The sequence below is a fragment of the Pantoea sp. ANP04 genome, from assembly GCF_041982285.1.
Taxonomy (GTDB): Bacteria; Pseudomonadota; Gammaproteobacteria; order Enterobacterales; family Enterobacteriaceae; genus Pantoea; species Pantoea eucalypti.
The window spans coordinates 179,756-194,445 of record NZ_JAUTYS010000011.1 but is presented as its reverse complement, the minus strand read 5'-3'; the positions used below and the strand labels follow the sequence as shown (position 1 = coordinate 194,445).

The following is a 14,690-nucleotide window of genomic DNA, read 5'->3' as shown; positions in this document are numbered from 1 at the left end:
TGGCTCTGGAAGATGCGCAGGTTGCGGTCGCGCCGCATCGGCCACAGGTCCGGCTCCACCGTCAGCTGGTAGACCGCATAGCGGGTGCCGCTCAGCTCCTGGCTGCGCACCGCCACGCGGGTGATTTTGCCGTTGAGGTAACGCGGGCTCAGCGCGTTCATCAGGCCGTCGGTCGGCAGCGTAAAGGTCACCGGCTTGCCCAGCAGGGCGTGACGGTCGATGCGCGCGTCGGTGGCCAGCAGTTCGGCGGTGAGCACAAACGGACGGGACAGCGTCTCGGTGCCCGTGAGCGTATGGAACAGCAGGCCGTCCGCCGGCAGCTGTGCAGTAATGCGTGAGAACATAAGTAATCCCTGACTATTAACTGTGTGGATCGAGCAACCAGACGCCTTCTTCGCTGATGTTCAGCGTCTGCTGGCGGGTGCCACTCTGGCCGCTAATGGCAAAGGTATAGTTGCCCGGTGCCAGCTGCAGCGTCGCAAAGCCATTCACCGCCGGCACCAGCGCCTGCGGCTGACCGTTTACCTGAACGCGTTCACCCTGCTGCAACCGGATATAAACCTGGGCGACAGGCGCGGGTGGCGGTGCGGGTTGTGGATCGGGTTCACGTGCGGCGGTCTGCACCGGCTCAGAGGTCTGCGCCGGTGCGCTGACAACGGTGTCCGGCGGAGTCTCAGACTGGGTCGGTGGCGCAGCCACCGGCTGGTTGACCGGTGCGACGGTGACGGCAGGCGCGCTGTTTTGCGCGACCTCAGCCGGCGATGACTCATTACCACGTGACATCAGCAGACCGGCGCACAGGCCGACCAGCACACCCGCAGCCACCAGGCCTGGCAGAGCAAACCGGTGTCCCAGCAGCGTTTTCAGCGGCGAGGCGGGTTTGACCTCCTCCTCTTCTTCTGCGATCGGCACCAGCATCGTACCTGGCCCGCTCATTTTTGCGCTGAGCAGCGGTTCCGGTTCACGTTCCGGCAGCGCCATCAGCACAGCAAAATCATCAATGCTCTGCGGGCGATCTTCCGGCTTCAGCGCCAGAGCGCGATCCACGGCACTGAGCAGCGCTGTGGAGAACCCCGCCAGACGACGCTGCACCAGCGGCTGATAATTATCTTCGATGCTCCGCACCACGCTGACCGGTGGCGGTGCACCGGTAATCAGCGTATGCAGCACCGCGCCCAGCGCGTAGATATCGGTCCACGCGCCCTGCTCGCTCTCGTCGTTGTCGCTGTATTGCTCAATCGGCGCATAGCCGGGACGCAGCATGGTCTCGCTCTCATCCGACAGGTTGCCGATGGTTTTGCGCGCCGACCCGAAGTCCAGCAGGATCGGCTCGCCGCTGCTCTGAATCTGGATGTTATCCAGCGAGATATCACGATGCAGGTAACCCGCTTCATGGATGGTTTTAATCGCGCCCAGCAGCGGCGGCAGCATGCGACGGATCCAGGTTTCATCTACCGACTGCGGATTGCGTTCGCGGAAGTTTGAGAGCGTGGTGCCGCTGTAGAACACCGTGCCCATGTAGGCAGTGTCGTTCTGCACCCAGAAACGCAGCACGTGCAGCAGGTTCGGATGGTTAAAGCGCGCCAGCAGACGCGCCTCCTGAATAAAGCTGTTCAGTCCGGCGTGAAAAGTTTTGCTGAAACGTTCGCTGCGCAGCACCAGATTAAGGTCATCGCTGCGCACCGCCAGTGACGCGGGCATAAACTCTTTGATGGCGATATCACGTTCCAGCTGGTGATCCCAGGCGCGATAGACGATACCAAAGCCACCACCGCCGATAACCTCTTTGATTTCAAACTCATTAAAGCGGTAACCCAGCGGCAGCGCGTTGGGGACATTCAGGGGTTGATCATGTTCCGACATATTCGAAAACTCTCTGATAACTAAGCTTTAAACAGCGAACTGGCAGACAAATTCGCCCTGCTCACAACGCACTTCGACGCGGCGATAGCGTTCATCGCGGGCGTGCGCACTCAGCAATATCTGGCTCATCTGCGGCAACAGCGTGTTAGTGAGGATGGCATCCACCATGCGACCGCCCGACTCCACCTCGGTACAGCGCTGGACGATCTGGCTCACCACCGACTCGTCGATCTGCGCCTCAATCCCATGGTTGTCGGCCAGACGACGCACAATGCGCGCCAGCTGCAGCCGCACAATCTCCGCCAGCATTTCATCGCTGAGCGGGTAATACGGCACCACCAGCAGACGGCCCAGCAGCGCAGGCGGGAACACCTCCAGCAGCGGCTTACGCAGCGCGGTGCTCAGGGCATCCGGATCGGGCATCAGTTCAGGATCAGCACACATCGCGCTGATCAACTGCGTGCCGACGTTCGAGGTCAGAATGATGATGGTGTTGCGGAAATCGATGTGGCGACCTTCGCCATCCTCCATCCAGCCCTTATCAAACACCTGGAAGAACAGCTCATGCACATCCGGATGGGCTTTCTCAATCTCATCCAGCAGCACCACGCTGTAGGGACGACGGCGAACGGCTTCGGTCAGCACGCCGCCTTCGCCGTAGCCGACGTAGCCCGGCGGAGCACCTTTCAGCGTCGAAACGGTGTGCGCCTCCTGAAACTCACTCATGTTGATGGTGATAATGTTCTGCTCGCCGCCATACAGCGACTCGGCCAGCGCCAGCGCGGTCTCGGTTTTACCGACACCGGACGGGCCGCACAGCATAAAGACGCCTGCGGGCTTGTTGGGGTTATCCAGGCGGGCGCGCGTAGTGCGAACCCGTTTGGCGATCAGCTCCAGACCGTGACGCTGGCCGATGACGCGCTGGTTCAGGGTGTCAGCCAGATTCAGGACGGCGTCGATCTCATTCTTCACCATCCGGCCCAGTGGAATACCGGTCCAGTCCGAGACCACGGCAGCCACCACGCCTGCATCGACAGCGGCAAACAGCAGCGGCGAGTCGCCCTGCAGCGCCGTGAGTTGCTGCTGCGTTGCATCGCGCTGTTCACGCAGCGCCGGATCTTCTTCAGTCACACAGCGGGCGCGCAGCGTGATCAGCGTCTCGACCAGTTCGCGCTCCTGCAGCCAGCGCTGTTGCAGCGCATCGCGTTCAGCTTCCAGCGCAGTGCGCTCTGCGGCAATCGCCTGCTGACGCGTCACATCGCCAAGACCGACGCGGATTTCACGTTCGATGATTTCCGCTTCAATCTCCAGCGCGGCCAGACGGTGCAGGCAATCTTCCAGCGCCGCAGGCTGTGCGCCCTGACTGACCGCCACGCGCGCGCAGGCAGTATCCAGCAGCGCCACCGCTTTATCGGGCAGCTGACGCGCCGGAATGTAGCGATGGGATAGTTTCACTGCCGCAGTGACTGCATCATCCAGCAACAGCACGCGATGGTGTTTCTCCAGCGCGCTGACGGTGCTGCGCAGCATCAGAATCGCTTTGGCTTCATCCGGCTCCTGCACCTGCACGGTCTGGAAGCGGCGGGTCAGCGCCGGATCTTTCTCAATATACTTTTTGTATTCGGCCCAGGTGGTCGCGCCGATGGTGCGAAGCTGGCCGCGCGCCAGCGCCGGTTTCAGCAGGTTGGCGGCATCGCCGGTGCCCTGCTGACCACCCGCGCCAACCAGAGTGTGGATCTCATCGACAAACAGCACGATCGGCGTCGGGCTGGACTGCACCTCATTGATCAGCGCCTGCAGTCGCGCTTCGAACTCCCCTTTCATCCCGGCACCCGCCTGCAGCAGGCCAATATCCAGCAGCCAGAGCTGCACATCGCGCAACGGCGCAGGCACATCCCCCGCGGCAATACGCAGCGCGAGGCCTTCGACCACCGCGGTTTTGCCGACGCCCGCTTCACCGGTCAACAACGGGTTGTTCTGACGACGACGCATCAGGATATCGACCATCTGGCGGATCTCATCGTCACGCCCGGTTACCGGATCGATGCGGCCTTCACGGGCGCGCGCGGTCAGGTCCTGTCCATACTGCTCCAGCGAACTGCCACCGGCCGCAGGCGCTGTGCCAGCAGTATCTGCCGGTGCGCTCATCGCCTGCTGCGCTTCTTTGCTGTTGCTGAGCAGCGTGTCGAAATCCGCCAGCAGCGCATCGGCATTAACCCGGCTGAACTGGCCGGAGATGCCTTTCAGTACGCTAGCCAGGTTGAAGGTTTTCAGCATGCCGATCAGCAGATGGCCGCCGCGAATGCGGGTCGCGCCATATTTCAGCGAGGCGTAGACCCACGCCCGCTCCACGGCGCTGTCGATATGCTCGGAGAGGTCGGAGACCGCACTGGCACCGCGCGGCAGGCGATCCAGCGCGGCAACGATGTCCTGAGTCAGGGCCTTTTCATCCAGTGAAAAATGTGTGATGACCTGCTGTAAGTCGCCATCCTGCTGCTGCATCAGTTGATGCAGCCAGTGCACCAGTTCGACGTAGGGATTGCCGCGCAGTTTGCAAAAGGCGGTGGCGCTTTCCAGCGAGGTAAATAACAGCGTATCCAGTTTGCCGAATAGCACGGCACGGCTGATTTCTGACATAGGGGGCTCTCTTCAATGAAAGACGCAGGCTGTGTAACAGGGAAAGCGGCTGGGCTAGCGTGAAGCAGCCTCAACCTCAAACATGAAATCTTCGCGATCGTGCGGCTGCGGCATCTGCCCCAGCCAGCTGGTGTAGCCGAGTCGGGCAGTGCCGCCCAGCGCCACACCCTGCACCTCGTCAGCGGCCAGGATCAGACTGAGATCCCATTGCATTTCGATGCCAAGGTAGTGACGCACCCAGTCGCGCACTTCCTGCGCGCCGGGCGCATCCGGCAGAAAATGGGCATACTGCGCGGCGCTGAGCGGGCCAAGGTGCAGGCGAAAACGGTGCTGCACATCGCGTACTGCCACACCGAGAAACGCGGAGGCGCCCAGCCGGGGCATGTGGCGTCCCGCGCCCAGCCGGGCCTGATCGCGGCTGTCCAGCGTCAGCCAGTGCGGCAGGTTCTGCGTCAGCCGGACCGGTACGCCAAAGTAGTGGCGCAGGATGCGCACCAGCCCTTCGGCATCATGACCGTGACGGCTGAGATGGCCTACCAGCATCAGCCGGGCATGGAGACTCAGCGAGCTGGCCTGCTGCTGGGCCGGTAAACCGATGCCGGCCAGACAGGCGAGATAGTTCAGGAAGCGACTGTCGTCGGGACGATCCAGCGACACGGTCGGCTGCGCATCGGCCCAGGCGCGATAGAACAGCAGCGTGGCGCGGTGGTGAAACAGGTCAGCAAACGCGGACAGGCTGTGATCCTGATGATGCACGATGCGTTCGTGCACATATTCGGTCAGATGGGTCGGCAGTGGGCCATTAGGGCCAAACAGGCCAAAGCTGAAGATCGACAGCTCATGCCTTCCCGCCTCGTCACGTGGCGTGACGCTGGCGACGGTGGCCGGTGCAAACGCCAGTGACGGCGTCTGACCGATGCGTACCGATTCGAACTTCGGCAGCGGCGCACGGCCCAGCGGATAACGCTGACCGCCCTGCGCGTCCAGCCGTCGCAGCAGCTGAAACAGATCGTAGCGCCACGGCGCGGCCATGACTTTCTGCCAGAAATCATCCGGCAGTCGGGTCAGACGCGGCAGCGTAATGACTTTTTCGCCACTCATATCAGCGCTTTCCTGCCCATGCGCGGCGGCCAGTAGCCCACTTCCCCGCGCTGCTGGCTGTTCAGGGTGAACTCTGTGAAGCTGTTAAGTGCCACCAGCCGGCCACAAACCCGCTCCAGTACGCTGCCAAACAGCCAGGGGCTGGCACCCGAAAACGCCTGCTCATCCACTTCCAGCGTGATGCTGACACCGCGCGCAAACACCACCGGCCCTGGCTCAGGCACACGGCGGTTTACCGCGCTGAGCGTACAGTGGCGGATGCCGTCAATCTGGCGGGCAACCGGCGCTTCCGCGAGATTAGCGTAGAGACTCAGCAACTGGCGCAGCGCCGCCGCACCTTCCCCGTCGCTGCTGTCCATCAGACTGAGATAGTTCATCTGCAGATGGCTGATCAGCCGCCACGCTGAAAGGCCTTCTGCCAGCGCCGGACGTGGTGGCGTCGGTCCTTTGCACAGCTTCAGCTCCGACACCGGAATGGAATCCGGCATCACGAAATTGCCCTGATCCTGCTGCAGCATCAGCGGCAGATCGCGGCTGGTACACATCACCTCGGCAGAGAGATAGCGCACGTCGTCGCGCCACGGCGCATGATGCTCATCCACCAGCGACAGAAACACTTCTGAACCGATGTAGCCGGTGCGCGTGCCATAACGTTGTGCCTGCTCTGACAGGGTGCGCTGTTCGCGGCGCAGCGAGAAGTAGGCGCCATAGTCACCCTGATCGCCGCTGAAGGTGCTCCAGAACGGGCGGAATACCAGCTCTTCCCGCTTGCCCTCTACGGTGGCGAACAGCCGCTGCACGGAATGCACCTCATAATCCAGCGGCCGGATGTTATCCACTACCAGATGATATTCATGCTGACTGTCGCTGACCTTCAGACGCTCGGCGGTTTTCGGGAAGAGGTTAATGACCGGCGTGCAGTGCAGCGCCAGATGGCTGTGATCGACCACGCTTTCCAGCGCGCTGTCCGCTTTGTCGAGCAGGATGATGATGTCGAACGCTGTGGCGTTGTCGCAGCGGCGCAAAAACGGGCCGAGCTGACTGAGGCTGATAAACTGAAAGCGTGCCGGAAAAGCGAAATATTCCTGCAACAGACGATAGCCGTCGAAGTTGCGCAGGTCGTCGGGCAGCAGCGCCTGCTCTGGCGCAAAACCCTCCTGCTGCAGGGCGTCATCTGTCAGCACCTGACGCTGTGGCCGTTTCTCTACCGACTGCAGCACGATACCTACCCGATGCTGCATCAGCAGCTCAAGCAGCTTCAGCGCCTGAATATCCGGGCCGCTGAGGAACAGCATCAGGTCCTCGACGTTGAGCTGACTCAGCGAGGAGATCCCTTCACAGGTGATACGGATGCGCAGCGCACTTGCCGCGCCCAGGCCCGTGAGTTTCAGCTCGCCAGAAGGCAGATCACCTGGCACGCCGCCGAGGCTGGCTTCAGTGATGCGCAGCGGATGCAGCACCACATCGTGTGCGGTGGAGTAGCTGCAGGTCACCCCGGTTTTTTTCAGGTTCTGGCTCTCCATCATGGTGCCGCGCGGCACCCGGAAACCCTGAGTGATATCACCTTTGCGGCTGTCCGGCGTCAGCTGCGCAATCGCCATGGAGGGCGTTGGCGAGAGATAAGATGGCGCAATCATCTCCAGCAGACGCTGTGAGAAGCGCGGAAACTCCGCATCCATCTTCAGCTGCACGCGCGACGTCAGGAAGGCAAACCCCTCCATAAGCCGTTCCACATAGGGATCCGCCACGTCAATGCCATGCATGCCAAGACGTCCCGCCACTTTCGGGTAGCGCGTCGCAAACTCTGCCCCCATCTCGCGCAGGTAGGCCAGTTCACGGTTGTAGTAGTCGAGCAGATTGCTGTCCATGGTTATCCTGCATCCTGAAGTTCGAAATGGCCGCTCTCCAGATCAACCTGAGTGCGGAACAGAAACGCCAGTGGATAAGGCACACACCAGAGCCGCCCTTTGATCTCAATCGACAGCACGTTGTGCAGGCTGAGCGAGCCGAGATCGCTGACGCAGCGCACCTGCAGCCCCTGCGGCAGAATACGCGGCTCGAAGTGCAGAATGGCGTTGGTCATTTTGCGCTGCATATCCTGCCATTCAATATCGGAGACGTTCTGCCCGGCCAGCGGCGCAACGCCGAAATTCCAGACCGAGCGCTGCACCTGATCGAAACCACTGAGATCCTGCTGCGCTTCGTTATTAATGGTGTTGAACAGCCACTGCAGATCGCGCAGGACGTGGCGACGCAGCGTGCTGTGGCTGATCAGCATGCTGTTCTCCGCCTCCTGCTGCTTGTCCGGCGCGTTGTCGGTCAGGCGATCCAGCAATGAGGATTGCAGCTTGTCGCGGGCGGTCAACGCATCGCGCTTTTTGCGCGCGCGAAAGCCGCCGTGCAGCTGGGCATAGCCATCATTGTGCGCGCCTGAATCATGACTCATCGGCAGACTCTGTATTGTCGAACGTGACCTGCTGCAGGCTCAGCAGCGAGAATTCCGCGCTGTCGCTGAGCCACATTTTTTGTCCCTGGCCGATGAACTGATCCGTGTCATCGCCCAGTGTCTGCCATTCGGTGACGCTGGCACGCAGAAAACGCTCCTCTGCACCCGCCAGCAGCGGATAGCGCGCCGGAATCTGACACACCTGCTCGCTGCCATCCACCAGCTGCACGCGTGTGTGACGCCACACCAGATCGGTGACGCTGGCAGGCGCCTGGAACTGCATCTCACGAATGGCGGCAAACGGGATCCAGTAGTAACGCCCCTGATTGATCACTTCACACACCGGACCGAAACGGCTGTCGCCATCCATCAGCCAGCTGAATGCGGTTGGCTGATCCTGTTGGGTGGCGGTGCCGGGATTGGCGTCGGCGAGGTCGAGTGCCTCAGCCCGCAGTGCAGTGCCGCGCGCGACATCGCCCGCGGTGTCGGCCTGTAAGGCGGCCAGCAGTGTGTCGCACCAGTGCCAGGCGCTGCCCGGCAGTACCGGATCGGCCTCACCGCGCAGTACCGCGTCACGCTGCAGTTCACCGGCGATTGCCTGCTGCAACAGATTGACGGTTGGTTGCGCCTGCGGACTTAACGCCAGCCAGGATTGCAGCTGCGTCTGCGCGCGCGACCAGTTACCTGACAGGCAAAGCAATTGCACAAAGGCAGCCCGCAGATCGGCATTTGCCGGATTCGCCTGAATCTGGCGGGTGACGTCAGCCAGTGTTTCGCCGAGCGTGGCGTTAGCCAGAAGGTGTTGTAAGGATTCCATGCAAACTCCTTTTGCGTCAGTTAAGGGTGCGATAGACCGCAGCGGCGGGATTTTTCAGTTCAGGATGGAGTTTTTCCACCAGCTGCACGCTGAGCGTGCCATCCCCACTGACCCACGGTGACCAGACTTTGCGAACTTCCTGCAGACGCGCCTGAACCGCACTCTCATCAGCCGCTTCGCTGGCGGGCATCTGCACCACCACCTGACGCACCGCCTGCCAGCCGTTAAAACGGTTACTGAACGGAAGAACCAGCCAGCTGTCAGGGGATTTTTCGTTGCTCAGCACCATACGCTCGCTATTGACCGTGGTGATGTGGAGTTCGGCCGTGGATGACTGATTGCTCAGGCCCGTCACCGGGAAACCCTGCAGGAAGGTCACGCCGATTGCCGCAGATGCACCGTTACCTTGCTGAGTCAGGCGGCTTTGCCCGCTGAGCCAGCCGTCAGAACCGCAGACCAGCCCCTGTTTTGCGGGAACAAACAGCGCGCTACCCTGTGCCGGATGCTGCCACCAGGTGCGGAAATGGCAGCCATCCAGCAGACTGAATTGCAGCCACGGCGAGGTATCCGCCTGGGCGGCATTGCGCAGAGCGTCAACAGGCACGGCCGCCGTGGTTGGCTGTTGCTGTTGCTGCTGCGGTGCCGCTGGCGTCACCACGGTTTTCCACTGCTGCGCACGGGCGGCACTGCCGGTGGCGATCTCACTGCCCTCTGGATCGGTCAGCTGCCAGTGCAGTTGCTGCAGCGGTTTACACTGCGTGGCCATCAATCCGGCTACCCGTGGCAAGAACTCTTTTAAAACAGTCGGGTTTTTCTCACCCATCGTGACGATGCGCAGGTTAATGGTGCTGTTACACCAGCTCGACAGCTGATTGTTTTTGACGTCATCAATCCAGACATCCAGTTTCTGTGCCGGGGACTGTACGATGCGATAGTTTTCAGCATAAGCCTGCGTGCTGAGCACCAGCGCAGCCAGACCCAGTAATCCATATTTCATGTTGGCGTTCTCAATCTCGCAGAGGGAAGAACTGCGCCGCTTCAGAGAGCGAGTGCAGCAAGGTGGTGTCCTGGGGCGATCCAATCCAGACGGCCAGCGCGCTGAAATTATCCTGCTGCCCCTGATCCGACTGATCGTTTTTGATGATTTGCTGCATCAGCGTCAGCCACTCTTCCGGTGTGTTCACCATGTGCAGTGACTGCTGCATCTGCTCCAGCGAAACGCCATGCCAGAAACCATCGGTGCAGAGTAAAAAGGCATCGCCATCTTCGATTTCGACCACGTCGCTGTAGCTGGCGTCACGCTGCTCATCACCCATCCCCAGCGCAAAATAGAGCAGGTTGCTGTTGATGCCTTCGGTGCGATGTCCGGCATCTTTCATCTGCTGCACCAGGCTGTGGTCGGTGGTGACAAGATAGAGATAGCCGCGACGAAACAGATAGAGGCGGCTATCGCCTGCATGGGCCCAGCAGGCAAGATGGTAGTCGCGGTCAATGAACAGGCTGACCAGCGTGGTCCCCATCCGGCTGTGTTCGCTGCTGGCTTTCTGCTGCTGCCGGATGGCGTGGTTCGCGTGATTAACGTAGTTGCGAATCGACTGCGCATTGAGGTGCGCATCGCCATCAAAGGCCTGCAGCAGGCTGCTGCGAGCGATGGCGGCCGCCCTGTCACCACCGGGAAACCCGGCCACACCGTCGCAGACGACAAAGCAGGCTGAACGCGTACCGATGACATCACCGATCTGATCCTGATTACTGGCGCGATCGCCCTGATTGGACGTCGAGGCAATAGTGATATTCATGCGTCATCCGTGTGGGTTTGTGAGTCTTTGTACTGATTGACTTCCAGGTCATAGGCGTGCAGAAACGCTTCGCCAAACAGGGTATGAAAGTCGTCTTCGATCTCGCCCGCTGTCTCGCCGTAGCGCTCAACAAAATGCTCCCACAGTGCTGCTTTGCGGCTGCCCGGCAGACCAATACGTGACACTGAACCTGCCTGACGCGCCTCTTCTTCCAGCTGCTCCGGGTTAAAGGATTGCAGCATTGAGGCGATAATGGCGCGGATACCGGCGATCATGCCCAGCTGGTGCGCCTGCAGATCGATCAGCGCATCACGCACCGCCTGACGCGGCGGCATAAAGCCCGGCATCCGGCTGCCGAACATCTGCATTAATACGGTTTTACCCGACGGCAGCAGCTTGAAAGGGTTGTTGGCATCATCAAGGATCACCGTCATGTCGGCTTTGACGCCGCGCTTGAGGATCGAACGCGACGACAGCAGTGCCACCGTGCCCTGTGAGAACATGCTGAGCATCTGACCAAACTGCAGCATCTGTTCGCGATCAAACTGTGGCGTCGGCTGCAGGTCACGCAGGCCCATGCCTTCCAGCAGCGCATCCAGCAGTTCGCCCTTGAGGGCGTCGCCGCTGCTCTGGCTCGGTGTTGAGGGAGGAACTGCAGCGGCATGATGATGACCGGAAGCAACCGGATCGATGCGCAGTCGCCCTTTTGGCGTTGGCGATGGCGTGCGCTGTACTGCCTGCGGCGTGGGCAGCGTGATCCCACCGTAGTCGTTCTGCGGATTCACCGCGTCTGGCTGGCTGGACTCCGCGTCATCCGCCTGGCGTGGGGCTTCGCTGTGCACCTGGCTCTGAGGCTGGTCATCAACCGGTAAGTCGATACCGCTGAACAGCGGTGAGTTTTCCATTTCGTTCAGGCTGACGGAGACCTGCTCAGGTGCGCGTGCAGTAACCGGCTCAGGTTTTGCCTCTTGCTGAGGCGATACCGGCGACGTGGACGGTTTCGCTGTCGGCAGCTCAGGCTGTGCCAGCGGCACCGCATTGCCCATCATCAGTCCTAATGGATCGTCATGGTTGCGCACATCAGTCTGGCTCTCGCCGTCAAACAGACTAAGCGGATCCAGTTCAGCGGCGGGCGCTTCAGCCTGCTTTGGCGCGTTATGCTGCTGAGCCGACAGCGTGCTCGGCGTCCGATCGTCAAAAATGCTCTGCTGTGCGAAGAGCGCATCGCCGTCATCAAACAGGCTGCTGCTTTTAGGCTGCTGACCATAATCCAGCGGCGCATCGTTGATCAGTTGCGCCAGCGGATCTTCCGGATTCCGGTCAGCAGCAGCAGGTGTGGTGAGCGGATGGGCATCCGGCATCTCCGGCACCGCTTTGCGTTTAGAGAGATCGTCTGAAATCGAAAACTCTTTCGCCAGGCTGTCCCAGATTTCGCTGGGAATGGCAGCGGTGGTGCTGGCTTTTTCGGCTGCAGGTTCGCGAACAGGTGCAGCGGGCTGCACGGGTTCAGGACGAGGAGCGGCCCTTTCCATCTGCGGCTGATGATCACCGTTGAGGTCGCTGACCAGCAGCTGATAATCATCAATGCCGAGAATGTCTCCATCCTGCAGTTCAACCTGCCGACCGCGCTCCAGCGGAATATCGTTGAGCAGCACACGTGTCACATTGCCACGGTTGGTCAGGCGACATTCGCCGTTCGCGGTGATGTGCACAATCGCCTGCAGGCGGGAGAGCGTCCGGTCATCATCTGGCAGCACCAGATTGTTATCCACGCCGCGACCAATGGTGCCGCCGGGCGGGAAGAAATCACAATGAGTCTGAGGCGGCTGTTGGCCCGGTTTAGTCGTTATTATCGTAAAGCGCATAACGGATTCCTGCGGTTAGCGGTTCGGCATCTATACCGCGCACCTCTCAGGGAAAGGCGCGGGGTATAGGGAGCGGGAGATTTTAGAATTGGTTTTCTTAAATAGCTGGCGGTTAATTAAGACTTATAAACAGAAAAGCCATCATATTTAGTTAAGCCGATAACATTGCGTTAAAGGTTTATTTTTAACTAACGAACAGGGTAATAATTAAAATAAATTCAAAGATAATCTTATTATGAGCACCAGAGACTCTCTTGCTTAAATAGCATTTATTCAGAATCATTTACAGGCATTGAAAAAACGGGATTAAAGCGTAACGCCATGCGCGATAGTTAAAGAGAATGTCGTGCCCGACTTGTAAAGCCTGAGCAAGGAAAATCATCAGTAAGGCAGTTGTTTCAGAAGAGCAATACGCTCTTTATCGATGCGGATAACACAGAGATTAGTCGCCACCGCACTCGCATTGCTGCCTTCTTCAGCCGCAAAGGCCTCCAGCCTGCACTGTCCATCACGATACTTCAGCCAGTTGCGCTGGGTATCTACCAGCGTTGCGACATAGTCATCAGCCAGTTTTTTCTGTGTGCCGTACATCTGTACAATCCGCTTTTTAGCCGTCTGGTACGCTTTGTTCAGGTCATCTTCCGCCAGCGTCTTCTGCTGAACAGTACACTGAAACAGCGTGCCGTCTGAAGGCTGTTTTGCACAGGTCTCATCAGCGATCGCTGAAGCACTTACGGAAAGGGACACACCGATCAAAACCAGTTTACTTATTCTTTTCATAATTATCTCAGCACTCTTAACGATCAATGATAGGGAATCAACTTAAGCTTTATGATTCTTTGCTCGTTAAGCTCAGAAGTGCACATATTAAAATTAGCGTTACTTAAATGACTTCCTTTATCTGCAAGATAAGAAGCCAGTTTACAGTCATTATCCCGGTACTGTAGCCACGCTCGTTGAGCGTCAGTTAATGTACTCATATATTGACTAAGCGCTTTATTATCACCTTCAAAAAGAGTTTCAACTCTGGCTTTAGCCAGTTTATATTCTTTATTTAAATCAATCTCAGTCTGGCTTCTGTTTTTCCGGGCGCAATTGTAAACTTCCTGGTCGTTATTCCCTTTTGAACAATCACTCATTGCGTGGACGGGCGAAACATACATAACTGTGATAGACAGCAATATAGAAAAACAAGTTCTCATTAAAATATTTACCTGTAATAACTTACCCATGCCTGAGCAAATGGGCAGACTCATTGTGCAGCACTTTATAAGCGATTTATTTCATCACGCCAACATCCTGAGCAATAACATTCCCCTTGAATGTCACGATATAATCCCAGAGGTTATCGCCCTTCTGACTGGGATAAAAAGAATAGTCGTACTTTCCATTCGTAAAGCGATATCCCCTGAAGTCGCAGACATCAGGGCAATTTGTATTGATGGTCTCGCCTTTAAGGACAATATAAGAATTATCTTTTACTCTTATTGACTTGAGCGAAACGTTATCACAAGTGAGATTACCTTCCTCACAACTATAGGTGATATCCGCCTTGAATATTTTTCCTTCAAACTGTGAAACTGATTTTGCTAAAGACAATGAAGGCAAACCAATAAGCACCATGATAATAATATGGATTATTTTCTTTATCATATGTTGATTCCATTTACGAGTCACTATCATGCTGAGCTTCAGCTGTAATACGCGATTACATTTAACTAAAAACATCTTCTATGAAAATTCATTTATGATATTTAGCGTTACTGTATCCCTGGAGCTTTCCACAAAAAAGAAATTAATTTTTATATTTATTATAGAGAGATTCAGCATCCTGGCTTTGCGCAAGTAGCGTGCATTTCATCATATTGAAGTTTCCTGAAACCGAGCCTGTAAGGTTCATCTTGAGATAGTCATTGATTAACTTATCGCCCTCGCTGAATGCTTCAACGGGAAGATGGCTTATCTCTAACCAGGCTGAAGCGCTTTTAAAGGCATCATCAGTGAAAGCCTTGTCAGTGGTAGCTTTACCTGCGCAACGGTTGAGAAGCCAGTTGCTGAAAATCTGCGGTTGTTTAAACGAGTCAGGAGCAGGAGGCGTTATCGCCAGCGCCGCAGGAGATGACGTCAGAGCCAGTAAAATCAGTAACTTTTTCATTTCAGTA

At 57.9% G+C, this 14,690-nt stretch carries 14 protein-coding genes; all 14 read right to left on the bottom strand.

Translation table 11 applies throughout. The features are described from left to right. A partial coding sequence (locus tag Q7C21_RS16165; RefSeq protein WP_375150889.1) for a contractile injection system protein, VgrG/Pvc8 family occupies positions 1–344 on the bottom strand: 344 nt, incomplete at its 3' end. Between the two features lie 16 nt (positions 345–360). Next, the gene (locus Q7C21_RS16160) at positions 361–1,863 is read right to left on the bottom strand and encodes a serine/threonine protein kinase (protein WP_375150888.1); all 1,503 of its coding nucleotides are present in this window, start codon (positions 1,861–1,863) and stop codon (positions 361–363) included. A 27-nt stretch (positions 1,864–1,890) separates the two neighbouring features. Continuing rightward, positions 1,891–4,500, bottom strand: coding sequence for a type VI secretion system ATPase TssH (gene tssH / locus Q7C21_RS16155; RefSeq protein ID WP_375150887.1), 2,610 nt, complete (start codon positions 4,498–4,500; stop codon positions 1,891–1,893). Between the two features lie 54 nt (positions 4,501–4,554). Continuing rightward, positions 4,555–5,601 carry a type VI secretion system baseplate subunit TssG gene (tssG, locus tag Q7C21_RS16150; RefSeq protein WP_375150886.1) on the bottom strand — a complete coding sequence of 349 codons (1,047 nt, stop codon included), beginning with the start codon at positions 5,599–5,601 and terminating at the stop codon, positions 4,555–4,557. Continuing rightward, positions 5,598–7,469 carry a type VI secretion system baseplate subunit TssF gene (tssF, locus tag Q7C21_RS16145; RefSeq protein ID WP_375150885.1) on the bottom strand — a complete coding sequence of 624 codons (1,872 nt, stop codon included), beginning with the start codon at positions 7,467–7,469 and terminating at the stop codon, positions 5,598–5,600. Before tssF ends, tssG begins: the two co-directional genes overlap by 4 nt. Positions 7,470–7,471: 2 nt before the next feature. Then, positions 7,472–8,047 carry a type VI secretion system baseplate subunit TssE gene (gene tssE / locus Q7C21_RS16140; RefSeq protein WP_003853285.1) on the bottom strand — a complete coding sequence of 192 codons (576 nt, stop codon included), beginning with the start codon at positions 8,045–8,047 and terminating at the stop codon, positions 7,472–7,474. Next, the gene (locus tag Q7C21_RS16135) at positions 8,037–8,864 is read right to left on the bottom strand and encodes a type VI secretion system accessory protein TagJ (protein ID WP_375150884.1); all 828 of its coding nucleotides are present in this window, start codon (positions 8,862–8,864) and stop codon (positions 8,037–8,039) included. Before Q7C21_RS16135 ends, tssE begins: the two co-directional genes overlap by 11 nt. A gap of 16 nt (positions 8,865–8,880) precedes the next feature. Then, positions 8,881–9,861, bottom strand: a complete 981-nt coding sequence (locus tag Q7C21_RS16130; protein ID WP_003853289.1) for a hypothetical protein — start codon at positions 9,859–9,861, stop codon at positions 8,881–8,883. A 10-nt stretch (positions 9,862–9,871) separates the two neighbouring features. After that, on the bottom strand, positions 9,872–10,663 hold the full coding sequence (locus Q7C21_RS16125) for a PP2C family serine/threonine-protein phosphatase (protein ID WP_003853291.1): 792 nt from the start codon (positions 10,661–10,663) through the stop codon (positions 9,872–9,874). Continuing rightward, positions 10,660–12,528, bottom strand: a complete 1,869-nt coding sequence (tagH, locus tag Q7C21_RS16120) for a type VI secretion system-associated FHA domain protein TagH (RefSeq protein ID WP_375150883.1) — start codon at positions 12,526–12,528, stop codon at positions 10,660–10,662. Before tagH ends, Q7C21_RS16125 begins: the two co-directional genes overlap by 4 nt. Before the next feature lie 381 nt (positions 12,529–12,909). After that, on the bottom strand, positions 12,910–13,308 hold the full coding sequence (locus tag Q7C21_RS16115; RefSeq protein ID WP_003853295.1) for a lysozyme inhibitor LprI family protein: 399 nt from the start codon (positions 13,306–13,308) through the stop codon (positions 12,910–12,912). Between the two features lie 23 nt (positions 13,309–13,331). Then, complete coding sequence (locus Q7C21_RS16110) at positions 13,332–13,784, bottom strand: lysozyme inhibitor LprI family protein (RefSeq protein ID WP_375150882.1); 453 nt, start codon at positions 13,782–13,784, stop codon at positions 13,332–13,334. A 22-nt stretch (positions 13,785–13,806) separates the two neighbouring features. Beyond that, positions 13,807–14,211, bottom strand: a complete 405-nt coding sequence (locus Q7C21_RS16105) for a hypothetical protein (RefSeq protein WP_259400724.1) — start codon at positions 14,209–14,211, stop codon at positions 13,807–13,809. 112 nt (positions 14,212–14,323) lie between these two features. Further along, positions 14,324–14,683 (bottom strand): T6SS amidase immunity protein Tai4 family protein, encoded by a 360-nt coding sequence (locus tag Q7C21_RS16100; RefSeq protein ID WP_039661066.1) that lies wholly within the window; start codon positions 14,681–14,683, stop codon positions 14,324–14,326. Positions 14,684–14,690 lie beyond the last annotated feature (7 nt).